This window comes from Roseovarius marisflavi, assembly GCF_900142625.1.
GTDB lineage: Bacteria > Pseudomonadota > Alphaproteobacteria > Rhodobacterales > Rhodobacteraceae > Roseovarius > Roseovarius marisflavi.
This window is the reverse complement of the sequence record NZ_FRBN01000015.1, coordinates 19878-42720: the sequence shown is the minus strand read 5'-3', so window position 1 is coordinate 42720 and position 22843 is coordinate 19878. Positions and strand designations below refer to the sequence as shown.

Below are 22843 nucleotides of genomic sequence, written 5' to 3'. Positions count from 1 at the left end.
GGCGCGCCGGGGGAAAATTGTATTGAACGGAGGCACAACACCATGCCTGAGCAGCTGATATGGGGAATGGAGGTCTTTCTGAACGGCCTCATGGCGGGGGTGCTTTATGCGCTTGTGGCGCTGGGCTTTGTTCTGATCTTCAAGGCGAGCGGAATTTTCAACTATGCCCAGGGGGTCATGGCCCTGTTCGCGGCGCTGACGCTTGTCGGGATTATGGAAGGGCAGGTGCCCTTCAGCCACCTGATCAACGCGATCTTTGGCACCGAGGTTCACCATTTCGGATGGCATGTGCCCGCCCTGCTGGCGATTTTGTTAACCATGGTGGTGATGGTGGCGATGGCGTGGATCGTCAATCAGCTTATCTTTCGCCACCTGGTCAATCAGGAACCGATCATCCTTTTCATGGCGACCATCGGTCTTGCCTATTTCCTTGAGGGATTTGGAGACATGATGTGGGGCAGCGATATCAAAAAGCTTGATGTCGGCCTGCCGCAGGGCCTGAACCCGTTCATCGACGAGGTCACCTATAACATCTTCGGGTACGGCTTTTTCATCGACAACCTTGATGTTGTGGCCACACTGGTGGCGGCGATTCTGGTCATCGTGCTGGTGATCTTTGCGCAGTATTCCAAACAGGGCCGCGCCATGCGTGCCGTGGCCGACGACCATCAGGCGGCGCTGTCGGTTGGCATCAGCCTCAATTTCATATGGGTCATGGTCTGGTCGCTGGCGGGGTTTGTTGCCCTTGTCGCCGGGATCATGTGGGGCACCAAATCGGGGGTGCAGTTCTCTCTGTCGCTGATCGCGCTCAAGGCGCTTCCGGTGCTGATGCTGGGCGGGTTTACCTCGATCCCCGGCGCCATTGTCGGCGGTCTGATCATCGGCGTCGGCGAAAAGGTGTTCGAATTCGCAATCGGCGCGCCCTATCTGGGCGGCGCAACCGAGATCTGGTTTGCCTATGTTCTGGCGCTCATCTTCCTCGTGTTCCGGCCTCAGGGTCTGTTCGGCGAGAAGATCATCGAGCGGGTGTGACGCCATGCAAAAGCTGATTGCGATCGTCAATGTCATTGCATGGGGTGGGTTCTGGGCCTTTGGCTATCTCGCGCTGTCCTCTGACACGGATGCCACCGGCCAGATGGTCACCGCCGCGATCCTCGCGGCCATGGGCGGCGGTTTGGGCATGCTCGCGTTTCTCTGGCTGGTGCGCCATTCCGAAGAAACCGGCTATGCCAAACGGCGCCACCGCGCAACCAAGCGCGACGACGACGAGATTGATACCTATGGGGAGGTGACCAGAAATGTTCTATCGTGAAGCAGGTGACTTCAAGACGTCCTACACCGAGGACAACCAGACCTTTCCGATCAAGTTTGACCGCTATCGCTATTACGCGGTTCTGGTGTTTGCCTTTGCCGTGGTGCCGTTTGTCATCAATGACTATTGGGTCAACGCGGTTTTCCTGCCGTTCCTGATCTACGCGATTGCCGCCATCGGCCTGAATATCCTTGTGGGCTATTGCGGGCAGGTCAGCCTTGGCACCGGCGGTTTCATGGCCGTGGGCGCCTATGCAGTCTATAAGCTCATGACGTCCTTCCCGGATGTCAGCATGTTCATCCATGTCATTCTGGCGGGGGTGATCACCGCCGGGGTTGGTGTTCTGTTCGGCCTGCCATCGCTGCGCATCAAGGGCTTTTACCTTGCGGTGGCGACGCTGGCGGCACAGTTCTTTCTGGTCTGGCTGTTCAACCGGGTGCCGTGGTTTTACAACTATTCGGCCTCGGGCCAGATTTCCGCGCCCGAGCGCACCGTTCTCGGCGTGCCGATCACCGGCGCCGAAACCGCGCCCTGGGCGGCCTATCTGTTCTGCCTTGTCTTCGTGACGGTCTGTGCGATCATCGCCCGCAACCTGACGCGGGGCATGGCGGGGCGTAAATGGATGGCGATCCGCGACATGGATATCGCCGCCGAGATCATCGGGGTGAACCCGCTCAAGGCCAAGCTGACGGCCTTTGCCGTAAGCTCTTTCTTTGTGGGCATCTCGGGCGCGCTGTTCTTTTCGGTCTATCTTGGCGCGGTCGAAGTGGGTGAGGTGTTTGGCATCAACAAATCCTTCCTCGTGCTGTTCATGGTGATCATCGGCGGGCTTGGCTCGATCTTCGGAAGCTTTGCGGGCGCGGCATTCCTTGTGCTGTTGCCGGTGCTTCTCAAGAACACGCTTGTTGGCGGCCTTGGATGGCCGACCGACCTTGCGGCGCACCTTGAGTTCATCATCGTTGGCGCGCTGATCATCATCTTCTTGATCGCGGAACCACACGGGCTTGCCCAATTGTGGCGCGTGACCAAGGAAAAACTAAGACTTTGGCCTTTCCCACACTAGGGGCAGGCCTGGAACGTGTGGTGCGCCATGACTGCGCACCCTACGCAATATCGGAAAAATCCAAGGGAGGAACTAAACCGATGAAACTTAAACTGGCAACTGCCGCGATTGCGGCCGTGATGGCCGCAGGACCGGCGCTGGCGGACCTGACGTTCAGCGCGCTGAGCTATCGCACCGGGCCCTATGCGGCCAATGGCATTCCGTTTGCGGATGGCTATATTGATTACTTCACCCTGCTCAACGAGCGGGATGGCGGCATCAATGGCGAGAAGGTCAACATCGTTGAATGCGAGACCGGCTATAACACCGAAAAGGGTGTGGAATGCTACGAGTCGACCAAAGGCTCGGGCGCGCTTGTCTATCAGCCGCTGTCGACCGGCATCACCTATCAGCTGATCCCCAAGGTGACCTCGGACAACATTCCGCTGCACTCGATGGGCTATGGCCGGACCTCGGCCAAGAACGGCAAGGTGTTCACCAACATCTTCAACTATCCCGCCAACTATTGGGATGGGGCAAGCCACGCGGTCACGCATATTCTTGACATCAATGGCGGCGACATCAGCGGCAAGAAAATCGCGCTTGTCTATCACAACTCTGCCTATGGCAAAGAGCCGATCCGCACCTTGGAAGAGCTTGCCAAGAAGCACGGTTACGAGCTGACCCTTCTGCCGGTTGACCACCCCGGTCAGGAGCAGAAATCGCAGTGGCTCCAGATCCGTCGCGAAAAGCCGGATTACGTGCTGATGTGGGGCTGGGGCGTGATGAACCAGGTTGCCGTTCAGGAAGCCGTGAACATCCGTTTCCCGATGGAGAACTTCATCGGCATCTGGTGGTCAGGCTCGGAAAACGACGTGCTGCCTGCGGGCGAAGGCGCGAATGGCTATAAGGCGCTGACCTTCCACAACCTTGGCAGCGATTACCCGTTCTACGCAGACCTGAAGAAATATGTTGTGGATACCGGCAAAACAGCCGGGGCGGGCGATCAGCTTGGCACCGCGCTTTATAACCGGGGCATGTATGCCGCGATGCTGGCGGCCGAGGCGGCCAAAACCGCGCAGGAAATCCATGGCACCACCGCAATCACCCCTGCGATGATGCGTGATGGCATGGAAAACCTTGAGATGACCGAAGCGAAGATGACCGCCCTTGGCCTTCCGAAATTCGGCCCCGAGTTCAAGGTGTCGTGCGAAAACCACGGTGGCGACGGCTATGGCGCCGTGGCGCAGTGGGATGCAGTGGCGAAAGAATGGAACCTGATCACCGATTACTTCCAGTCGGATCAGGAAATCCTGGCGCCGCTGATTGAAGAAGATTCGGCCGCTTACGCCGCCGAGAACGGCATCACGCCGGGCTGCTAAGCCAATGACCTTTCCCCGGCCGCGGCATCTGCGGCGGCCGGGGGATTTTGAGTATTTTTCGAAAGATGAAAGCAGGGCCAAGTGCCCGACCGGGACGGAGACACGGGATGTTGGATGCAGGACCGAGTGACGAGACCCTACTTGAGGTCAACAATATCGAGGTGATCTACAATCACGTCATCCTTGTGCTGAAGGGCGTCAGCCTTAAGGTGCCGAAAGGCGGGATCACCGCCCTTTTGGGGGGCAATGGCGCGGGCAAGACGACGACGCTTAAGGCGGTGTCGAACCTGCTCAAGTCCGAACGTGGCGAGGTCACGAAGGGCAGCATCATGTATCGCGGCGAGCGCGTGCAGGATCTGATGCCCTCTGACCTTGTGAAAAAGGGTGTCATTCAGGTGATGGAAGGCCGTCATTGTTTCGAGCACCTGACCGTTGAGGAAAACCTTTTGACCGGCGCCTATACGCGCGGCTCGTCGCGGGGCGAGATCGACGAGGACCTGAACAAGGTTTATGAATATTTTCCGCGCCTCAAAGAGCGGCGCAAAAGCCAGGCGGGCTATACCTCGGGGGGCGAGCAGCAAATGGTTGCCATCGGCCGCGCCCTGATGAGCCGCCCCGAGACGATTCTGCTGGATGAGCCAAGCATGGGCCTTGCGCCGCAGCTTGTGGAGCAGATTTTCAACATCGTGAAGACGCTCAACGAGGAAGAGGGTTATACCTTTCTTCTGGCCGAGCAGAACACCAATGTGGCGCTGCGCTTTGCCCATTATGGCTATATCCTCGAATCCGGGCGCGTGGTGATGGATGGCCCTGCGGCCAGTCTGCGCGAGAACCCGGATGTGAAGGAATTCTATCTTGGGGTGTCGGACGAGGGCCGCAAATCGTTCCGCGATGTGCGCAGCTATCGCCGCCGTAAGCGTTGGCTGAGCTAAGAGGTCAGCCTTGCATCAGCTCTGCTCTCAACTCCTCGATCAGCTCGAGCGCCTCTTGCCGCGTATTGCGAATGTTGGGGCGAAAGCCCTGGCTTTCCGCCCGCAGGCGAATGTCGGCCTCGGTTTCCGATCCGGCGGCATAGCGCACCGAGCCCAGAGAGGCCGCGATGTTAAGGCGTTTGCCACGGTGGGCGTATTGGATCCAGGCGGCAGGCAGGATCTGACAGGCGTTCATGTCGACCAGAAAGAACCATTTGCGGTCGCTCTCTTTGATCCGCTCTTCGATGTAGTCGTAAAAGTCGTTGACGTCCTTACTGTGGTGAAAGGTGAAATGCGAGAAATCGACATCCATAATCACGGTTGCGGGGTCAAACGACAGGCGGGTGACGAAATCGGCCCGGGAATGGTTGGCCTCGTGGAGCAGCCGCTTGCGGCGTTTGCTGGGCAGTTCCTTGATCCGGGCAATAGCGGCGTCGCGATCCGAGAAAAGGTTGGGATCAAAGGCCTCGGTATTGGCCGCACGTTCGATCTGGCGGCGGGTGATGTCAGAGGCGTCAAAACGGACCGAGCCCATGGAATGCGCCATGTTCAGCGCGCGGCCGCGCCGCGAATAGGCGGTCCAGGCGGTCGGGTCGATCCGGGTGTCGTTGAGGTTGACCAAAAAGAACCAAAGCTCTTCGCCGGTCTCTTTGATGCGGTGTTCCAGGCGGTCATAAAAGCGGTTGACCACTTCGCTGCTGTCAAAATGAAAACCGGAAAAATCGGCCTCCATGATTTGCAGAGTGTCGTCAAACCTGATCCGGCGGTCAAGCTCGGCCAGATCGGGCGCGGTGGACGTCTGCGTTTCGCTCATGGTCGGGCCCTCGTAACGAATGCGCCAGCGTATCATTTGCATACGATGGTATGCGGTGTTTCGCCTAAAAGGCGATTCCAATCAATTGGTCAAGCTGTCGCAACGTAATGCGACAGGCAGAGGATATTACCATGACCCAGTATTTCGATGATCTTGAGGCGCGCAACCCTGAGGCGAGGGCAGAGGCGATATCCCGCGCATTGCCTGCGCAAATCGCGGCGGCTCAGGCCTTGCCGGGCTATGGTGGGGCGCTGAAAGATGTGGATGCGGCGGCAATCACGACCGTTGCCGATCTGGCCAAATTGCCGGTCCTGCGCAAATCCGATCTGGGCCGGGCACAGGGCAATGCGGCGCCCTTTGGCGGGCTGACGACACGGCCCGCGCATGGCTTTGCCCATATTTTCCAATCCCCCGGCCCGATTTACGAGCCCGGCGGCACTGATCACGACTGGTGGCGGATGGGCCGGTTTCTGCATGCCTGCGGGATTGGCAAGGGCGATATCGTGCAGAACTGTTTCGGCTACCACCTGACGCCGGCCGGCATGATCTTTGAGAATGGCGCACGTGCGGTTGGGGCGGCTGTGCTGCCTGCGGGCACCGGGCAGACCGAGCTTCAGGCGCGCGCCGCGCATGACGTGGGCGTCACCGCCTATGCTGGCACGCCGGATTATCTCAAGGTGATTCTCGACAAGGCCGACGAGCTTGGTCTGCCTCTCAAGATCACCCGTGCGGCGGTTGGGGGCGGTGCGCTGTTCCCGTCGCTGCGCGCCGAATACGCCGAGCGCGGCATCGCCTGTCTGCAATGCTATGCCACGGCCGATCTTGGCAATATCGCCTATGAAAGCCCCGCGCAGGAGGGGATGATTGTCGATGAGGGCGTGATCGTCGAGATCGTCACCCCCGGCACCGGCAACCCGGTTGCCCCCGGCGAGGTCGGCGAGGTGGTGGTGACCACGCTCAACCCGGATTATCCGCTGATCCGTTTCGCCACCGGCGATCTGAGCGCGGTGATGGAGGGCACAAGCCCCTGTGGCCGTACCAACACCCGCATCAAGGGCTGGATGGGGCGCGCCGATCAGACCACCAAGATCAAGGGCATGTTCGTGCGCCCCGAGCAGGTTGCGGCGCTTGTCGCCGGACATTCGGGCATCGCGCGCGCCCGCGTCATCGCCAGCCGCGAAGGCGAGGCCGATGTCATGACCGTCAAGATCGAGACCGACGCCGAGAGTGGTGATGCCTTTGCCGATGCGGTGGCCGAAACGCTCAAGCTCAGGGGCCGGATCGAGGTGGTCGCCAAGGGCAGCCTTCCAAACGATGGCAAAGTGATAGAAGATCAACGCACCTACGAGTGAGTCGAAAGGATCAGCGCTATGAGACGAGGCTTGGGATGGATCGCGGGCCTCTGGCTGGCCGTTTTGACAGGGCCGGTTCTGGCCGCTGACCTTGCTTTGGTGCTTGATGCGCGCAGCAGTAGCGAACGGCGCTCTGCGGTGGCCTTTGATCTTGAGGCGGCCCTGACGGAGGCCGGGTTTGACGTGCTTGCCCCGGATGGCGGCAATATGGGCGCGATGCGCGCGGCGGCCCTTGGCATCGAGGCGGATATCACGCGCGGAGAGGTCGAGCGCTTGCTGATCCTCGCAACCGGGCCAATGGCCGGGGATGGTCAGGACAGCTGGCTTTTGCCCGCCGGAACCGGATCAGTCAGCCGCCTTGGGATTGGCGCCGCCGGTCTGTCGCTCAATGCGCTGTCGGCGATTGCGGCGGGGGTGGATGGCCCTGCGGTGATCCTGCTTGCTCCGACGGAAAATCTTAAGGTGGCCTCGGGCCTTACGGCCGGTCTTGCCGGTTTGACAGAGGCCGAAGGCGTGACCTATGCCAGCGGTCCGTTTGGCGGGCTGATCGGCGTTCTGCGCGACGGGTTGCTTGTGCCCGACACCAGCTTTGCCGAGGTGGCGCGCGCCGCGCCGCGTGGCATCACCCTCTCGGGGGATCTGTCCGAAGGCACCGGGCTGATGGGCGCGGGGTCTGCGATGGTCAGCGAGGCCGCTCTCGCAGAGGCCCGCGAGGATGGGTTTTGGCAGGCGGTTCAGGCGGTTGAAACCGCCGACGCCTATGATGCCTATGTCCGCGCCTATCCCGCCGGGCGCTATCTTTCGAAGGCGCGCGAGCGTATCGACTGGCTGCGCGATGCGCCGGAACGCGCGGCGCGCGACGGCGAGGCGGCGCTTAGGCTCAATCGCGAGGCGCGGCGTGAAATTCAGCGTAACCTGTCGCTTCTGGGGTTCGACCCGCGCGGCATCGACGGTGTTTTCGGGCGCGGCACGCGGGCGGCGATGACCGGCTGGCAACGCGCAAACGGCCTGACGCCCTCTGGCTATCTTGACGCCGACACTCTGGCCCGGCTGCGCCAGCAGGCGACCGAGCGTGCCCGCGAGATCGAGGAAGAGGCCCGCCAACGCCAGATCGAGGAAGACCGCCGCGATCGCGCTTATTGGCGCAATACCGGGCGCAACGGCGACGAAGCCGGTTTGCGCGCCTACCTCGGCCGCTATCCCGACGGCGCGTTTTCCGAAGTTGCCCGCGCCCGGCTTGACGAGTTCGAACAGGAACGGCGCGCCGAAACCGATCGTCAGGAACGCGAGGCCTGGGACGCGGCGCGCACCGCCGACACCCCGGAGGCCTATGATGCCTTCCTGCGCAGCTATCCCGAGAGCGGCTTTGCCGATGCCGCCCGCGACCGGATCAGAACCCTGCAAGAGGCCGTGAGCAATGCCGACGCAATTGAAGCGGCCCGCAACGAGGAACGCCAGTATACCGGAGCAAAAGTCGCCCGCGTTTTGATCGAACGACGGCTTGAGCAACTCGGCGCCAAACCCGGCCCTGCGGATGGCCAGTTCACCGAAGAAACCCGCCAGGCGATCCGCCGCTTTCAGCGTCACCGCCAATTGCCGGTCACCGGTTACATTTCACGCGCCACGATGGTGCAGTTGATGGGCGGGCGCTGATCCGGCGCGTTCAGAACCGGTTGGCGCTATAGGGGGCCAGGTCGATGTTGGGGCGCTTGCCGCTGATCAGGTCGGCGACGATGCGCCCGGTCTTGGGGCCAGCGGTCAGGCCGACATGCTGATGGCCAAAGGCCGCATGCACGCCGGTTTTGCCAATCTCGCCAATCAGCGGCAGGCTGTCGGGCGTAGAGGGGCGAAAGCCCATCCATTCCTCGACCCCCTCATGGCGCATCTCGGGAAAGGCGCGCGCGACCCCGCGCCGGATAAGATCAAGCGGCGCGCGGGACGGCCCCGCTGTAATGCCGCCCAATTCCACCGTTCCCGCACAGCGCAGCCCATGCGCCATCGGGTTCACCGCAAACTTGCCGCTGGCGATCATCATCGGGTTGTTGGGCATCTGGCTTGGCCCGGTGAAATGCAGGTGATAGCCGCGCTCGGCCTCAAGCGGCACCTTGAGGCCCAGTTTCTGCATCAACGGCTTGGACCAGATCCCGGCGGCCAGAACCGCGTGATCGCAGGGCATGGCGCCGCGACTTGTCTCAAGCGCGGTGATGCGGCCATTTTCCAGGGTGATATCCTGCACCTCGGCCTGTTGATAGGTGCCGCCCTCTTCCTGAAGCACAAGCGCCAGATCGGCCATATAGGCGCCGGGGTTAAGGATATGCCCGTGGCTCTTGAGCGTCGCCAGGCATTTGATAGCGGGCCCGAGGATCGGCTCTGCCTCTTGCACGGCGCCACCTGTCAGCACCTCTGGCACATAGCCCGCTTCGCGCTTGAGCGCCCAGGAATAGGCATCGGCGTCAAACGCCCTGCGGGTCTCATAGGCATAGCTGAAATCGCTGGCGGTGACCCATTTCGCGGCGCGGGTACCACGGGTCAGGGCGATGTGCTGATCAAGGCTGTCGCCGACAATCGGCACAATCCCGGCCACCATACGGCGGGTGTCGCTGTCATTGGCATTGGCGGCGAATTTCATAAGCCAGGGCAAAAGGCGCGGGAAATACGACCATTGCACGAACAGCGGCGAGCGCGGGTTCAGGATATATTTGAGGCCCGTGCTGATAAGGCCCGGGGTGTTGACCGGCACGATCGCCCATTGCGCCAGAAGGCCCGCATTGCCGAAAGACGCCCCCGCGCCGGGCGCGTCCTTGTCGACAAGCGTCACCTCATGGCCGGCGCGGCGCAGCCAAATGGCGGAACTCAGCCCGCAGATACCGGCGCCGATGACGATAATTTTCTGTGGGGTGCTCATGGGGGGTGCCCGTTCGGGGAATGCAATCCATGCCACCTAACCGCAGGACGGGCGGGGCGGCAAGTGGGCTCTTGCCGGGCGGTGGCGAAATTGCCGGTCCGGTGCAGAGCAAAACCCGTGAGCACAAAAGAAAACCCCGCCGAAAAGGCGGGGCTGATATCGTCCACCAAAAAGGTGGCTGCAGGCTTAGCCCTGGCGGGCTTTGAACCGGGGCTGCGTCTTGTTGATAACATAGACGCGGCCTTTGCGGCGCACGACACGGCAGTCGCGATGCCGATTCTTAAGCGAGCGGAGTGAATTACGAACCTTCATGGTCGTCTCCTCAGTTGTCGCGGCGCGGGCCAGCGCCTTGGTTGCGGGCGTTCTGCGTCATGCAGAACAGTGAATTCATGGTGGGCGATACAAGGTTCGAACTTGTGACCCCTTCGATGTCAACGAAGTGCTCTACCACTGAGCTAATCGCCCATGAATACCAACTTGGCCCCACCCCCCCAACAAAAGGGGCGCGGGAGTCCGCGCCGGTTCGCTGGTCTATAAAAGGAGTCGGAAGGGGGATCAAGGGCTTTTAGAACCTCAATTTCAGTCTATTATCGGTTTCACAAGGAGAGGTCATGCCAAAGGTCGCCTATCACCTGACATATCCCGAGCGGCGTACCACCTCTGTGGTGTTCGCCTCGCCCCATAGCGGGCGCGATTATCCGTGGTCTTTCCTGCGCCGCACCACGCTCAACGAGCATTCCGTGCGCTCGTCCGAGGATGCCTTTGTCGATCAGCTGTTCGACAGCGTACCAGAGGTCGGCGCGCCTTTCATCAAGGCCGGTGCACCGCGCGCCTATGTCGATCTCAACCGAAGCGAGGACGAGCTTGATCCCGCCCTGATCGAGGGCGTGAGCAAGATCGGGCACAACCCGCGCGTTGCCTCGGGTCTCGGGGTGATCCCGCGCGTCGTGGCCAATGGTCAGGCGATCTATTCCGGCAAAATTTCCATGACCGAGGCCAAACGCCGGATCGACACCTGTTGGCGGCCCTATCACACGGCGCTTGCAGGGCAGCTCGATCAGGCCTTCCTGATGTTCGGACAGGCGATTCTCGTGGATTGCCATTCCATGCCGCACGAGGCGATGGATGCCGTCGCGCGCCGCGGTGTGCGCCGCCCGGAGGTGGTGCTTGGCGACCGTTTCGGCGCCGCCGCCAGCAGTGATATCGTCGACCGGATCGAGGCCGCCTTTCAGCGCACCGGCCTGGTGGTGACGCGCAACACCCCCTTTGCCGGGGCCTATATCACCCAGGCCTATGGCCGCCCCACGCGGGGCCGCCACGCCATCCAGATCGAGATTGATCGCGCGCTTTACATGAACGAAGGGCTGATCCGCCCGAATGGCAATTTCGAGGCCTTCCGCACCCTGTTGCGCGGTGTGATCCGCGAGATTGCCGATATTGGCCGCCCCCTGGCCAGGCCGTTGGCGGCCGAATAGCCCCCAAAAGCCTGTTGTCAGAGCGCTGTGACCTTCTTCTTGGTCCAAATACTCATTCCGCCCTCTGGGTGCATGACCCGGCTTTGATGGTAGATGCCAATGCCTTTGGCCGCACCTCTCAGCGCAGCGCGCGGCCCTTGAGAATCGCATCCGCGCCAAATTTCTGACGAATCAGATCGGTGGCCTTTTCCGCCTTGCCGCGCTGCACCGCCTGCGGATCAAGCAGATCGCCAGAGCGATCCGCGCCTGCCTCTGGTCCAAGCTCCGAAAGGCCCACCCCGATCAGCCGATAAGCGGCCCCTTTGGGCAGGTGATCCATCAAACCGCGCGCCGAGCGATAGAGCGTATCGGCAAGCTGGGTCGCATCGCGCAACGCTTGCCTGCGGGTGATCAGCGAATGATCACTGCGCTTGAGCTTGAGGGTCACGACCCGCCCGGCGATCTCTTTGGCCTTGGCGCGATCCGCCACCTTTTCCGACAGCCGCCACAAATGCCCGTCAAGGATATCGGCGTCCTTGGTATCCTCGAAAAATGTGGTCTCGTTCGAGATGGATTTCACCGGCTCATGCGCCGAGACCCGGCGCGCATCGCGCCCGCGCGCCAGATACCAGAGCCGCCCGCCCATGGCCCCGAACCGCGCGCTCAGGTCTTCTCGTTCCCAGCGGAGCAAATCGGCAAAAGTGCGAATGCCCGCCGCGTTGAGCGCGGTGCGTGTGCTCTGCCCGACGCCCCAGATCAGGCTGACGGGTTTGTCGCGCAGAAAACCGGCGGTTTCGCCCGCGCCAATCACCGAAAACCCCTGTGGCTTGTCGAGGTCCGAGGCGATCTTGGCAAGAAACTTGTTGTGGCTAAGCCCGATTGACCCGGTAAGGCCAAGCTCGCTGCGCATCTGGCGCACCAGCCCTGCCAGCATCACGGCGGGCGGCGCGCCATGAAGCCGCTCTGTGCCGGTGAGATCAAGAAACGCCTCGTCCAGCGACAAGGGTTCGATCGCGGGGGTCAGCGCCTGCATCATCGCGCGGATCTGGCGCGAGACATCGGCATAGACCTGCATGCGCGGCTTGATCACCACCGCCTCGGGGCAGAGTTTCAGCGCCTGAAACATCGGCATCGCCGAGCGCACGCCGCGAATCCGCGCGATGTAACAGGCGGTCGAGACCACCCCGCGCCGACCCCCGCCGATGATAAGCGGCTTATCTGCCAGTTCCGGATTGTCGCGCTTTTCCACGCTGGCATAAAACGCATCGCAATCCATATGGGCGATGGAAAGCTGAAACAGCTCGTCATGCGCAATCACCCGCGGGCTGCCGCAGGTGGGACAGCGCGCGCCAGTGTCGAATCGGTCAAGGCAATCGCGGCAAAGGCTTGGCATGATGGGGCCATATTACCCCAATGCCCGCGCTCTGCCAGCCGCCCGGTGGTCCCTAGCCGACATAGGTCTGGCGCAGGGTTTCGCCGCGGCGCTCGACAAAGATCGCACTCAGCCCCTGATCGCTGGCCAGAATCGCGGCCTTGTCCTTGCCCATCACCATGAATGCGGTGGCCCAGGCGTCGGCGTTCATACAGGTATCGGCCAGCACCGTGACCGAGGCCGCCGCCCCCAGCACCGGGCCGCCGCGCGCCGGGTCCATCGTATGCGAGAGGCGCTGTGTGCCAAGATCGACCCAATGGCGATAATCGCCCGATGTGGCGGCCGCACTGTCGTGCAGTTCAAGGATTGAGAGCGGCGCGCGCACCTCGTAGTCGGGCTTTTCAAGCGCGACGGTCCAGGGCGTGCCCTCGGGGCGCTGACCGATGGCGCGCAATTCGCCGTCAAGCCCGACAAGCGCATGTTCGATGCCAAAGCGCGCCAGCACGGCAACCATCTGATCGACGCCAAAGCCCTTGGCGATGCCCGAGAGGTCAAGCGTCCCAGCTGCGGATTTGCGCAGCCGTTGCGCGGTGTGGTCAAGCTCCAGCATTTCATGCGCTTTGGGGCGGGGGTGAATCAAGGCGCGGCGCATGGCGTCGGTGTCATAGCCTTCTGCGCCAAACCCCCAGGCGGTGACGGCGTCGCCGATGGCGATATCAAAGGCCCCGTCCGACAGCCGCCCGATCTCAAGCGCGCGTTTGAGCACCGTCATCAATTCAGGCGGCAGGGTGATCCATTCCCCCAACGACGCGCGGTTCAGGCGCATCAGGTCGCTGTCGGGTGTCCAGGTCGACATCTGCCGATCGACCACCGCGACGCTTTCGGCCAATGCCGCCTCGATTTTCGTCGGATCAACCGTGTCAGGGGCATGAAATTGCGCCGACCAGCGGGTGCCCATCGTCGGCCCGCTCAGGGTGTGGCGGGTCAATTTAGTAAGTGTCTTCAACATAATATCCTTCAGCTTTCAAAAGGGCCGGTGTCAATCCGGTGGGGGCAAGGATGTCGGCCAGGGCCTCGGCCACGCCGGAGGCCATATCGCGACCACCGCAGACCAGAACCTGCGCGCCGTCATTGATCAGCCGGGAAATCCGGGTCGCGTCACTGCGCAGGGCGTCCTGCACATAGCTGCGCGTGTCGGTGCGCGAAAATGCGGTGGTCACCGAGGCAAGCCGACCATCGCCTTGCCAATCCTGAATTTCCTCGCCGTAGAAGAGATCGCTGTCGGGGTGGCGCGCACCGAAATACAGGTGCATCTCGCGCCCCGGCCGGTTGGATCGGGCAAACCCGGCCAACGGCCCGATCCCGGTGCCGGCCCCGATCAGGATCACCGGCTTGGCATTGGTCTGCGGGCGGAAATCGGGGCTGGGGCGCAGGAAGCCCTGAACGCTGTCACCGGGTTTGAGCGCCAAAAGCTGCCCCGAGCACAGCCCGCCGGGATGACGGCTGACGCAGATTTCGACAAAACCATCCGCCTGCCCCGAGGCCAGCGAATAAAACCGCGGCATGCTTGCGCCTTCGGGCACAATGCCCAAAAGGTCACCCGCCGAGAACCTGGCAAAGCCGCGCCCCATCAGCCGCGCGATGGGGCCGGTCCGGGGCAGGGCAAAGCGCAGGATCGCCGAAGGGGTCTGCATGTCAGAGCCATAATCGCGGCGCGACACAAGCGTAAGCGCCTGACTTTTCGGGATCATCGGGCTGTGCGAGAGTTCAAGCGGATGGCCAAGCGCCTCGCCAAGGGCATGGCCCCAGCGGGCGAATTCCTGTGGGGATTGACGATCAATCGTGCCCGTCGGCAGTAGCGAGGACCAGCCTTTTTGATCGGCCAGCCGCGCCACCTCGGCGGCGTAAGCGCAGAAGTGCGGGAACTGTCGGTCGCCAAAGCCAAGCACGGCAAGCGACATCTCGGGGGCCTGCGGCAGGGCCGCAAGACGGTCAAGAAACCCCTTGGCCGAGGTCGGCGCCGTACCATCGCCATAGGTGGCGGCCAGTACGATCATCTGCGCGGCGCGCGTGTAACGCTCGGGGCGAAAGCCCGACATCGCGCCGGTATGAACTTTGTGCCCGGCCTCTTGCAGCGCGCGGTGAAGCGTCGCGGCAAAGCCCCAGGTGCTGCCGCCCTCACTGCCGACCAACACGATGGTATCGGCTTGCCCGGCGGGCATGTTGCCCTTGATCCGGGGCCGCGCGCGGCGCGATTGCAGCCAGAGCATTGCGCCGGTCACCGCCATGAACGGCGCGCCAAGCGCCATCAGGCCAAGCACCACCCCAAGCAGGGCCGCGCCTTGCCCGGTATGCAGCATATAGATCGTCTCGTTCACCCGCTGCCAGAGGCCGGCATCGGCCCAGATCAGCGTCTCGCCAGTGCCTTGGTCGATATAGCCTTCGCCGGTATCGGTGGTGAGCTTGAACACATCCGTGGGATCACCCGGATAGGGAAAGGTAAGCTCGCGCAGCGCGCTGACGGGGGTGTTGCGGAGCAAGGCCATGGTGCCGGGGATGGCGCCGGTCTGTTCGCTGACCACGCGCGGAAACGCCGGGGGGTTTTCCGCCTCGGGAATAAGGCCAAAGGTGCTTGCAACCATGAAAAGCGCGGTCACCGACGAAAGCAACAGCCCGGCAACGCTAAGGCGCGCCACCTCGACATGAAGCCGCCCGGTCAGGGGGCCACGCAAGCGGGAAAAGAAATGCCGCCACCCGCCCACACGCCGCGCCGTCAGCATCAGCCCCGACACCGAGAGCATCAAAAGAGAGACCGCGCCGGCGGCAACCGCCCACCGACCGGCATCATCCAGAAACAGCGAGCGGTGCAGATTGGTCATCCAGCGCGCAAAATCCGAGCGTTGATAGGGGCCGACACCGATGCCGGTTGCGGGATCAATCACCTCTGCGCCGGGCTGGCCGCCGTCAAAGTAAAACGCGGTGATCTTGCCCGAGGGTGAGCGCTTGATCTGCTCGACACCGGGATAGGCGATCGCGATGCGATCGACCAGCGTCGCCACGCTGAGGCCTGCCTCGGGGCGGGACGGGACCTCTGCCACGACCTCCCATGCGGGCAGGACGGAAAGGACCGTGCCGCTCAGCGTGATCACGATGATCAGGATCGCCGCGATCAGACCGGGGATTTTGTGCAGATTGCGCAACATGGCAGGGCCCTTTCGCCTACTTGGCTTACATGCCGTAGGTGAAATCACGGATATAGTGGCGTCCTGCGACGGGTTTGTTGGCTCCGGCACGTGTCAGCGGAACGACCACCTCGGAGGGGCTGTCGCGAAAGTCTTCGACGGCGGCGTCGATATGAAGCTCATAGCCCGCATCAAACAGCGCATCCGACAGATCGAGCGTGATCTTGAGCTGACGGCCCGCGCCGACGCTGGCGCCGGTGATGCCGCTGATCTCGGCGGTATTGCCGCCGGTGGCGCGGTGCCAGTCGCTCAGGTGCTTGTAATATTTCGCCTTGCCTCCGGCCATCCAGAGGCTGCCTTTATAGGCGCCCTTGGCGTCGGTGACATAAAGCGCAAGATAGGCGCCATCGCCGCCATAGTTTGAAAGGTTGGTGGTCAAGGTGACCGGCGCGGCCAGTGCCGGGGCAGAAAGCGCCGTGGTCAGGGCAAGCATGGCGAGCAGGGTTTTCATGGTGTCATCTCCTGGGTGTCTTTTGATTGGCCCCTGTGTGACGGGCCGGGCTGAAGCGCGGCTGACGGTTTGAAAGAAAACCCGTCAGCCAGCCGTCAGGTTCGCGGGATGCGCGGATTACTGTTTGACCACCGGCTTGCTTCCCGGTGTGAACAGGCCGTTGTCCGGCGGGGCGACGCTGCCCGCAGGGGCGGCGTTCTTGCGCGACTTGCCGTAATCGTCGTCATCATCATCATCATCGTCGTCTTCATATTCTATCTCGACGATGGCGAGTGTGCCGGGATCAACCTTGACCTCGATTTCGCGGCCCTGGGCATCGCGACCGTCGATCTCGTAACAACCGTCATCGGTCTTGATGCGGCGCACGCTCCAGCCCTGGGCCTCGGCCATCGCCTTGACCGCCTCGCGCGGCTGCCAGTTGGACATCGCCACGTTGCAGTCGTCGTCATCGGCCAGAGCAACCCCTGCGGCGGCGATTCCGGCAAGGAATGTCGTTGCGATCAGATATTTTTTCAATTTCCCATCTCCTGAGATTGCTGGTGATGGGGTCTTATTGCGCGCTATGCTGACTTGAACCTGAAGCATGGCATTTTTCTGTGTCAGGTCCGCGTCAGGTTCGCGCGTGATAGAGAGCCCGACAAACGGAACGGAGCGGATAAGAAAATGCGGGTGCTGCTGGTTGAGGATGATACTGTTTTGGGGGCGGCGGTGCGCGATCAGATCATGGCCGATGGCCATTCCACCGATTGGGCCAAACGGCTTGATGAGGCGGGCGAATATCTTGATGTGGCCGACTATGACCTTATCCTGCTCGACATGATGCTGCCCGATGGGCGTGGCCAGCCGTTTTTGCGCGCGCTGCGCGGGCGCGGCGATGTGACCCCGGTGATCATCCTGACAGCGCTTGATCAGATCAGCGACCGGATCGAGGGGCTGAACGCGGGCGCCGATGATTACATGGTCAAACCCTTTGATCTCTCGGAGCTTTCGGCGCGGGTCGGGGCGGTGGCGCGGCGCTATTCCGGCAATCCCAACCCCTTGGTCACCTTGGGCGACCTTGAAATCGACCTTGCCGCCAGATCGGTGCGCCGCGCAGGCAAGCCGGTGTCCCTGACCGCGCGCGAATGGGTGCTGTTCGAGGCCCTCGTTCAGCGCCCCAATCAGCTTTTGTCAAAGGCGCAGCTCGAAGAGCGGCTTTATTCCTTTGACACAGAGATCGAAAGCAACGCGATCGAGGTTCACGTCAGCCGCTTGCGCAAAAAGCTGGGTCGCGAGCGCATCGAAACGGTGCGTGGGCTTGGCTATCGGCTGGGCGCGGCGTGAGGCTTCCGGGATCTCTGCAAGGTAGGCTGGCGCTTGGGCTTGGGCTTGGACTTGCGGTCTTGTGGCTTGCCACGGCTTTCGCTACCGCGACCCTGCTGCGCAGCGAGATGAACGAGGTGTTTGATTCCGCCCTAGAGGAAACCGCACAGCGCATTCTGCCGCTGGCGGTGCTTGATATCCTTGATCGCGACGAAGAGGGCGTGAGCCAACGCATCGCAAGCCTGCGCCAGCATGAAGAATATTTCACCTATATCGTGCGCGATGATCTGGGCCGCGTCCTGCTGCGCTCGCACTCTGCCGATATTGCGGTTTTTCCGCCCTATGAAGATGTGGGATTTTCCCAGACGGCGACGCATCGGCTCTATTTTGACGCGGCTTTGCGCGGCACGATCACCATCGCCATTGCCGAGCCGCTTGCCCACCGCGCCGAGGTGGCGCGCGAATCCCTGATGACGCTTGCCCTGCCGCTCTTCGTGGTGATCCCGCTGAGCCTGATCGGTCTTTTGCTGATCGTGCGGCGCAGCCTTGCGCCGGTGCGCGACTTTAGCGGCACCCTGTCAAGTCGCGGCGCGCGCGATCTGTCGCCTGTGGGCGCCGATAGCCTGCCGGATGAATTTCTGCCGGTGTCGGATGCGGTGAACCAGCTTCTGGACCGCCTGCGCCGCACGCTTGAGGCCGAGCGCAGCTTTACCGCCAATGCCGCGCATGAATTGCGCACCCCCGTTGCCGCCGCCCTGGCCCAGACCCAGAGGCTGATGGCCGAAACCAAGGACGCGACCGCAGGGGCAAGGGCGGGCGAGATCGAAACCGCGCTCAAGCGGCTCAACCGGCTGTCGGAAAAGCTGATGCAATTGGCGCGCGCCGAGGGCGGGCGTCTGCGCCGCGAGACTGCCTCTGACTTGCGCCCGGTGCTGTGCCTGGCGCTGTCCGCTTTTGAACGGACCGCCGGAGCCGACCGGATCGTGGCCGAGATGCCCGACAGCCCGGTGCTCTCTGATTTCGACCCGGATGCCTTTGCCATCATGGTGCGCAACCTTGTCGAAAACGCCCTGCGCCACGGCACGGGCGAGGCCCCGGTGCGGGTCAGATTGACCCGTGAGGGCCTGTTTAGCGTGCGCAACGATGGCCCGGCACTGGCGCCGGAAACCCTGACCCGCCTGACCGCGCGCTTTGAGCGCGGCCAGAACACATCGGCGGACGGAAGCGGCCTTGGCCTGTCGATCGTTCAGGCCATCGCCGACGGCGCGCAGGCAAGATTCAGCCTGCACTCCCCGGCGACGGGGCGGCCGGATGGGTTTGAAGCGCGCTTTCAGGTGCCTTTGGCGCAGGAGGACAGCTGAGCCAGCTCTTTTCCGACGGATCCCTTGATCCAACGCTCTGGGGGAATGATGCATGGCCACAGGCACCAGGGCGATGCTCATCAGCATTGGACGGCAAAAGCCCCTTGGCTTTCGAAAGAAAGCTCGCATAAGTGAGATCCGGGTTGTGAAACCTTGGGCGAGGCAGGTCATGGTCTGACAACGCACTCTGCATCGCTCGGGCCCTGCGGCCTGACGCGACCGGTTGAGGGGCGGACGAGACGGAAATGGCCGATATGTCGCGCATTGTGAGTTTCAAAAACAACAGGTGTGTATTGCGGGCCGCCTTGGTAGAAAGACAAAAATAATCCGCATGTAAATTGAGGAGCGCCGCATGAAGAAGGCACTGATCACAGGCATTACTGGTCAGGACGGATCGTATCTCGCTGAATTCCTGTTGGAAAAAGGCTATGAGGTTCACGGTATCAAGCGGCGGGCGTCGCTGTTCAACACCCAGCGTATTGATCACATCTATGAAGATCCGCACGAGCGTAACCCCAAGCTTCACCTGCATTATGGCGATCTGTCGGATACCTCGAACCTGACGCGGATCATTCAGGAAGTGCGCCCCGATGAAATTTACAATCTCGGTGCGCAAAGCCATGTCGCCGTGAGTTTTGAGGCGCCGGAATATACCGCCGATGTCGATGCGATCGGCGCTCTGCGTCTTTTGGAGGCGGTGCGCTTTCTTGGCCTGGACAAGACGACGCGCTTTTATCAGGCCTCGACATCAGAGCTTTACGGCCTGGTGCAAGAGACCCCGCAGACCGAGACAACCCCGTTTCACCCGCGCTCGCCCTATGCGGTGGCCAAGCTTTATTCCTATTGGATCACGGTCAATTACCGTGAGGCCTATGGCATGTATGCCTGCAACGGCATTCTGTTCAACCATGAAAGCCCGCGCCGGGGCGAGACCTTTGTGACCCGCAAGATCACCCGTGGCCTTACCAATATTGTGCAGGGCATCGAGGACTGTCTTTACATGGGCAATATCGACGCGTTGCGCGACTGGGGCCACTCCAAGGATTATGTCCGCATGCAGTGGATGATGCTGCAACAGGACGAGCCGGATGATTTCGTGATCGCCACCGGCAAGCAATACTCGGTGCGCGAATTCATCATCTGGTCGGCGCGTGAACTGGGCATCACCCTGCGCTTTGAGGGGACTGGCGTGAATGAGGTCGGCATCGTCGATACCGTGACCGGCGATGACGCGCCCGAGATCAAGCCCGGCCAGGTGATCCTGCGGATTGATCCGCGCTATTTCCGCCCCGCCGAGGTGGAAACCCTGCTTGGCGATCCGAGCAAGGCCAAGGCCAAGCTTGGCTGGACGCCCGAAATCACCGCGCAGGAGATGTGTGCCGAGATGGTCGCCGATGACCTCAAGGCCGCGCGCCGCTATCGCCTGCTCAAGGAACACGGGCTGGACCTGCCTGTTTCGACCGAAGGTTGAGGGTGATGAAGATCTATGTTGCAGGGCATCGGGGCATGGTCGGTGGCGCCATCCTGCGCCAGCTCGAGGCCACGCGCCCCGAGGCCGAGATCGTGACCCGGACCCATGACCAGCTGGACCTGAGCAATCAGGCCGCCGTTGCCGACTTCATGCAGGCGCAAAAGCCCGATGAGGTCATCCTTGCGGCAGCCAAGGTCGGAGGCATTCATGCCAACAACACCTATCCGGCCGAGTTCATTTACGAAAACCTGATGATTGAGGCGAATGTCATCCATCAGGCCTTTCGCGCCGGGGTGGAGAGGCTTTTGTTTCTGGGCTCGTCCTGTATCTACCCGAAACGCGCGCCCCAGCCGATGCGCGAAGATGCCCTGCTGACCGGCGTGCTTGAGCCGACAAACGAGCCCTACGCCATTGCCAAGATCGCCGGCATCAAGCTCTGTGAAAGCTATAACCGGCAATATGGCACCGATTACCGCTCGGTCATGCCGACCAACCTTTATGGGCCTGGCGATAATTTTCACCCCGAAAACAGCCATGTCGTGCCCGCGCTTTTGCGCCGCTTTCACGAGGCCAAACAGCGCGGCGACAGCGAAGTCGTCGTCTGGGGAAGCGGCACGCCGATGCGCGAATTCCTCTATGTCGAGGATATGGCCGAGGCGAGCCTGTTTGTCGCCAACCTTGACCCGGCCACGTACCGCGCCAATAGCGATCCGATGCTGAGCCATATCAACGTCGGCACCGGAACCGATGTCACGATCCGCGAGCTTGCCGAAACCATAAGCGAGGTGGTCGGCTTTACCGGCACACTTGCCTTTGACGCAAGCAAGCCCGATGGCACGCCGCGCAAGCTTATGGATGTGTCACGGCTTGCGGCGATGGGCTGGACCTATAAGGTTGGCCTGCGCGAGGGGCTTGAGCGATCCTATGCCTGGTTCACGGACCCTTCCCACGAAAACAGGATGGTATGATGACACCAATTGTTCCGGTTCTTCTTGCAGGGGGCAGCGGCACGCGGCTTTGGCCGCTGTCGAGAAAATCCTATCCCAAGCAGTTCTCGAACCTGATTGGCACCGAAACCCTGTTTCAGCAAAGCGCCAAGCGGTTGTCGACATCGCCGACCCTGAGGTTTACGCCGCATATGACGCTGACCACATCGGATTTCCGGTTCATCGTCGGCGAACAGCTTCAATCGGTCGGCATTGATCCCGGTCCGATCCTGATCGAACCCGAGGGGCGCAATACCGCCCCGGCCGTGCTTGCCGCCAGCATTTTCGCCCGCAAGACCGACCCCGAGGCGGTTTTGCTGATTGCGCCGTCCGATCACGTCATTCCCGACACAGAGGCCTTTCACGCGGCGGTCGCCAAGGGCGTGGCGGTGATCGAAGAGGGCAAGATTGTCACCTTTGGCATCACCCCCAATCGCCCGGCCACGGGCTATGGCTATCTTGAGCTGAGCGCAGTTGCGCAAGACGATCCCGTCTCCTTAAGCCGTTTTGTCGAAAAGCCGGATGGCGACACCGCGCGCAGCATGCTTGAGGCCGGCAATTACCTTTGGAATGCGGGGATTTTCCTGTTCCGGGCAAAAGACATGATTGCGGCCTTTGAGACGCATGCGCCGGGCCTGCTTGATCCGGTCACGCGGGCGGTTGAAGACGGCAAGGCCGATCTTGGCTTCTGGCGGCTTGATCCTTTGGCCTGGGGCGAATGCGAAGATATTTCCATCGACTATGCGGTGATGGAGCGGGCCGACAATCTTGTCGCGGTGCCGTTCTCGGCGGGTTGGTCGGACCTTGGCGGTTGGGATGCGGTCTGGGAAGAGCAGGGCCCGGATGAGAACGGCGTTGTGACCTCGGGCAATGCGACGGCAATCGAGTGTCGCGATGTTCTGTTGCGCTCTGAAAGCTCGTCGCAGGAAATCGTCGGGCTTGGCCTTGAGAATATCATCGCCATTGCCATGCCGGATGCGGTGCTTGTGGCCCATAAGGATCGCGCGCAGGACGTGAAAAAAGTCGTCACCGCCCTCAAGCACAAGGGCGCGACCCAAGCCGAGGTTCTTCCCAAGGATCACCGCCCCTGGGGCTGGTTCGAGACCCTGACGATCCGTGGCCGGTTTCAGGTCAAGCGCATTCTGGTCAACCCAAAGGCCAGCCTGAGCCTGCAAAGCCATCACCATCGCTCTGAACACTGGATCGTGGTTGAAGGCACCGCAAAGGTGACGGTGGATGACGATGTGCGCCTGATCACCGAAGGACAGTCGATCTATATCCCGCTTGGGGCAGTGCACCGGATGGAAAACCCCGGCAAAGTGCCGATGGTCCTGATCGAGGTGCAGACCGGCGCCTATCTCGGCGAGGATGATATCATCCGCTATGATGATGTTTACGCCCGCTCATGAGGCGGGCGTTTGCGCCC

21 protein-coding genes and 1 tRNA gene are annotated in these 22843 nt (G+C 61.9%); 13 read left to right on the top strand and 9 right to left on the bottom strand.

Features of this window, described 5'->3' with window-relative positions; translation table 11 throughout:
- Positions 1-42: 42 nt before the first annotated feature.
- The 5 genes from BUB78_RS13320 to BUB78_RS13300 all read left to right on the top strand — a co-directional run bounded on the left by BUB78_RS13320 (position 43) and on the right by BUB78_RS13300 (position 4668).
- Positions 43-1032 carry a branched-chain amino acid ABC transporter permease gene (locus BUB78_RS13320; protein ID WP_073198702.1) on the top strand — a complete coding sequence of 330 codons (990 nt, stop codon included), beginning with the start codon at positions 43-45 and terminating at the stop codon, positions 1030-1032.
- A gap of 4 nt (positions 1033-1036) precedes the next feature.
- Positions 1037-1312: a hypothetical protein gene (locus tag BUB78_RS13315; RefSeq protein ID WP_073198700.1), complete on the top strand. Its 276-nt coding sequence runs from the start codon at positions 1037-1039 to the stop codon at positions 1310-1312.
- A complete protein-coding gene (locus tag BUB78_RS13310; protein ID WP_073198698.1) occupies positions 1299-2375 on the top strand; it encodes a branched-chain amino acid ABC transporter permease in 1077 nt (358 codons plus the stop codon). The genes BUB78_RS13315 and BUB78_RS13310 overlap by 14 nt, the downstream gene beginning before the upstream one ends.
- An 80-nt stretch (positions 2376-2455) precedes the next feature.
- Positions 2456-3736: an ABC transporter substrate-binding protein gene (locus tag BUB78_RS13305; RefSeq protein ID WP_073198696.1), complete on the top strand. Its 1281-nt coding sequence runs from the start codon at positions 2456-2458 to the stop codon at positions 3734-3736.
- A gap of 107 nt (positions 3737-3843) precedes the next feature.
- Positions 3844-4668: an ABC transporter ATP-binding protein gene (locus tag BUB78_RS13300; RefSeq protein ID WP_073198693.1), complete on the top strand. Its 825-nt coding sequence runs from the start codon at positions 3844-3846 to the stop codon at positions 4666-4668.
- Between the two features lie 4 nt (positions 4669-4672).
- Here BUB78_RS13300 and BUB78_RS13295 read toward each other — a convergent pair whose 3' ends face one another.
- A complete protein-coding gene (locus BUB78_RS13295; protein ID WP_139279346.1) occupies positions 4673-5521 on the bottom strand; it encodes a hypothetical protein in 849 nt (282 codons plus the stop codon).
- Between the two features lie 131 nt (positions 5522-5652).
- On the opposite strand from BUB78_RS13295, the gene BUB78_RS13290 reads away from it, so the two are divergent.
- Positions 5653-6873 (top strand): phenylacetate--CoA ligase family protein, encoded by a 1221-nt coding sequence (locus BUB78_RS13290; RefSeq protein ID WP_073198689.1) that lies wholly within the window; start codon positions 5653-5655, stop codon positions 6871-6873.
- 18 nt (positions 6874-6891) lie between these two features.
- Complete coding sequence (locus BUB78_RS13285; RefSeq protein ID WP_084732873.1) at positions 6892-8526, top strand: peptidoglycan-binding domain-containing protein; 1635 nt, start codon at positions 6892-6894, stop codon at positions 8524-8526.
- 10 nt (positions 8527-8536) lie between these two features.
- Here the strand turns inward: BUB78_RS13285 and BUB78_RS13280 are convergent, their stop codons facing one another.
- The 3 genes from BUB78_RS13280 to BUB78_RS13270 all read right to left on the bottom strand — a co-directional run bounded on the left by BUB78_RS13280 (position 8537) and on the right by BUB78_RS13270 (position 10243).
- Positions 8537-9778 carry an NAD(P)/FAD-dependent oxidoreductase gene (locus BUB78_RS13280; protein WP_073198685.1) on the bottom strand — a complete coding sequence of 414 codons (1242 nt, stop codon included), beginning with the start codon at positions 9776-9778 and terminating at the stop codon, positions 8537-8539.
- A 186-nt stretch (positions 9779-9964) separates the two neighbouring features.
- On the bottom strand, positions 9965-10090 hold the full coding sequence (gene ykgO, locus BUB78_RS13275; protein ID WP_008282420.1) for a type B 50S ribosomal protein L36: 126 nt from the start codon (positions 10088-10090) through the stop codon (positions 9965-9967).
- Positions 10091-10168: 78 nt separating this feature from the next.
- Positions 10169-10243 (bottom strand) — tRNA-Val (locus BUB78_RS13270).
- A 146-nt stretch (positions 10244-10389) separates the two neighbouring features.
- Between BUB78_RS13270 and BUB78_RS13265 the strand changes: the two genes are divergently transcribed.
- Entirely contained in the window at positions 10390-11253 is an 864-nt protein-coding gene (locus tag BUB78_RS13265; protein WP_073198683.1) for an N-formylglutamate amidohydrolase, read from the top strand.
- A 118-nt stretch (positions 11254-11371) separates the two neighbouring features.
- On the opposite strand, the gene BUB78_RS13260 is transcribed toward BUB78_RS13265, so the two are convergent.
- The 5 genes from BUB78_RS13260 to BUB78_RS13240 form a co-directional block, all read right to left on the bottom strand.
- Entirely contained in the window at positions 11372-12625 is a 1254-nt protein-coding gene (locus BUB78_RS13260; protein ID WP_073198681.1) for a DNA polymerase IV, read from the bottom strand.
- A gap of 52 nt (positions 12626-12677) precedes the next feature.
- Complete coding sequence (locus tag BUB78_RS13255; RefSeq protein WP_073198679.1) at positions 12678-13613, bottom strand: FAD:protein FMN transferase; 936 nt, start codon at positions 13611-13613, stop codon at positions 12678-12680.
- The gene (locus BUB78_RS13250) at positions 13594-15807 is read right to left on the bottom strand and encodes a PepSY domain-containing protein (protein WP_073198677.1); all 2214 of its coding nucleotides are present in this window, start codon (positions 15805-15807) and stop codon (positions 13594-13596) included. The genes BUB78_RS13255 and BUB78_RS13250 overlap by 20 nt, the downstream gene beginning before the upstream one ends.
- A gap of 25 nt (positions 15808-15832) precedes the next feature.
- Positions 15833-16297 (bottom strand): DUF2271 domain-containing protein, encoded by a 465-nt coding sequence (locus tag BUB78_RS13245; RefSeq protein WP_073198675.1) that lies wholly within the window; start codon positions 16295-16297, stop codon positions 15833-15835.
- A 117-nt stretch (positions 16298-16414) separates the two neighbouring features.
- Complete coding sequence (locus tag BUB78_RS13240; protein ID WP_073198674.1) at positions 16415-16813, bottom strand: PepSY domain-containing protein; 399 nt, start codon at positions 16811-16813, stop codon at positions 16415-16417.
- A 147-nt stretch (positions 16814-16960) separates the two neighbouring features.
- Here BUB78_RS13240 and BUB78_RS13235 point away from each other — a divergent pair, with 147 nt between their 5' ends.
- The 5 genes from BUB78_RS13235 (at position 16961) to BUB78_RS13215 (ending at position 22826) form a co-directional block, all read left to right on the top strand.
- A complete protein-coding gene (locus BUB78_RS13235) occupies positions 16961-17620 on the top strand; it encodes a response regulator transcription factor (protein ID WP_073198791.1) in 660 nt (219 codons plus the stop codon).
- Positions 17617-18960 carry an ATP-binding protein gene (locus BUB78_RS13230; RefSeq protein ID WP_073198672.1) on the top strand — a complete coding sequence of 448 codons (1344 nt, stop codon included), beginning with the start codon at positions 17617-17619 and terminating at the stop codon, positions 18958-18960. The genes BUB78_RS13235 and BUB78_RS13230 overlap by 4 nt, the downstream gene beginning before the upstream one ends.
- A gap of 352 nt (positions 18961-19312) precedes the next feature.
- Entirely contained in the window at positions 19313-20431 is a 1119-nt protein-coding gene (gene gmd / locus BUB78_RS13225) for a GDP-mannose 4,6-dehydratase (RefSeq protein WP_073198670.1), read from the top strand.
- 5 nt (positions 20432-20436) lie between these two features.
- On the top strand, positions 20437-21399 hold the full coding sequence (gene fcl / locus BUB78_RS13220; RefSeq protein WP_073198668.1) for a GDP-L-fucose synthase: 963 nt from the start codon (positions 20437-20439) through the stop codon (positions 21397-21399).
- Positions 21399-22826, top strand: coding sequence for a mannose-1-phosphate guanylyltransferase/mannose-6-phosphate isomerase (locus BUB78_RS13215; RefSeq protein WP_073198789.1), 1428 nt, complete (start codon positions 21399-21401; stop codon positions 22824-22826). The genes fcl and BUB78_RS13215 overlap by 1 nt, the downstream gene beginning before the upstream one ends.
- The last annotated feature ends 17 nt before the right edge of the window (positions 22827-22843 follow it).

Excerpts from the sequence above, each read along its gene's own strand:
- BUB78_RS13320 (WP_073198702.1), top strand. The coding sequence starts at position 43 with ATGCCTGAGCAGCTGATATGGGGAATGGAGGTCTTTCTGAACGGCCTC.
- BUB78_RS13250 (WP_073198677.1), bottom strand. The coding sequence starts at position 15,807 with ATGTTGCGCAATCTGCACAAAATCCCCGGTCTGATCGCGGCGATCCTG.
- BUB78_RS13280 (WP_073198685.1), bottom strand. The coding sequence starts at position 9,778 with ATGAGCACCCCACAGAAAATTATCGTCATCGGCGCCGGTATCTGCGGG.
- BUB78_RS13215 (WP_073198789.1), top strand. The coding sequence starts at position 21,399 with ATGACACCAATTGTTCCGGTTCTTCTTGCAGGGGGCAGCGGCACGCGG.
- ykgO (WP_008282420.1), bottom strand. The coding sequence starts at position 10,090 with ATGAAGGTTCGTAATTCACTCCGCTCGCTTAAGAATCGGCATCGCGAC.
- BUB78_RS13285 (WP_084732873.1), top strand. The coding sequence starts at position 6,892 with ATGAGACGAGGCTTGGGATGGATCGCGGGCCTCTGGCTGGCCGTTTTG.
- BUB78_RS13260 (WP_073198681.1), bottom strand. The coding sequence starts at position 12,625 with ATGCCAAGCCTTTGCCGCGATTGCCTTGACCGATTCGACACTGGCGCG.
- BUB78_RS13305 (WP_073198696.1), top strand. The coding sequence starts at position 2,456 with ATGAAACTTAAACTGGCAACTGCCGCGATTGCGGCCGTGATGGCCGCA.
- BUB78_RS13265 (WP_073198683.1), top strand. The coding sequence starts at position 10,390 with ATGCCAAAGGTCGCCTATCACCTGACATATCCCGAGCGGCGTACCACC.
- BUB78_RS13255 (WP_073198679.1), bottom strand. The coding sequence starts at position 13,613 with ATGTTGAAGACACTTACTAAATTGACCCGCCACACCCTGAGCGGGCCG.
- BUB78_RS13295 (WP_139279346.1), bottom strand. The coding sequence starts at position 5,521 with ATGAGCGAAACGCAGACGTCCACCGCGCCCGATCTGGCCGAGCTTGAC.
- BUB78_RS13315 (WP_073198700.1), top strand. The coding sequence starts at position 1,037 with ATGCAAAAGCTGATTGCGATCGTCAATGTCATTGCATGGGGTGGGTTC.
- BUB78_RS13300 (WP_073198693.1), top strand. The coding sequence starts at position 3,844 with ATGTTGGATGCAGGACCGAGTGACGAGACCCTACTTGAGGTCAACAAT.
- gmd (WP_073198670.1), top strand. The coding sequence starts at position 19,313 with ATGAAGAAGGCACTGATCACAGGCATTACTGGTCAGGACGGATCGTAT.
- BUB78_RS13235 (WP_073198791.1), top strand. The coding sequence starts at position 16,961 with ATGCGGGTGCTGCTGGTTGAGGATGATACTGTTTTGGGGGCGGCGGTG.
- BUB78_RS13245 (WP_073198675.1), bottom strand. The coding sequence starts at position 16,297 with ATGAAAACCCTGCTCGCCATGCTTGCCCTGACCACGGCGCTTTCTGCC.
- fcl (WP_073198668.1), top strand. The coding sequence starts at position 20,437 with ATGAAGATCTATGTTGCAGGGCATCGGGGCATGGTCGGTGGCGCCATC.
- BUB78_RS13290 (WP_073198689.1), top strand. The coding sequence starts at position 5,653 with ATGACCCAGTATTTCGATGATCTTGAGGCGCGCAACCCTGAGGCGAGG.
- BUB78_RS13310 (WP_073198698.1), top strand. The coding sequence starts at position 1,299 with ATGTTCTATCGTGAAGCAGGTGACTTCAAGACGTCCTACACCGAGGAC.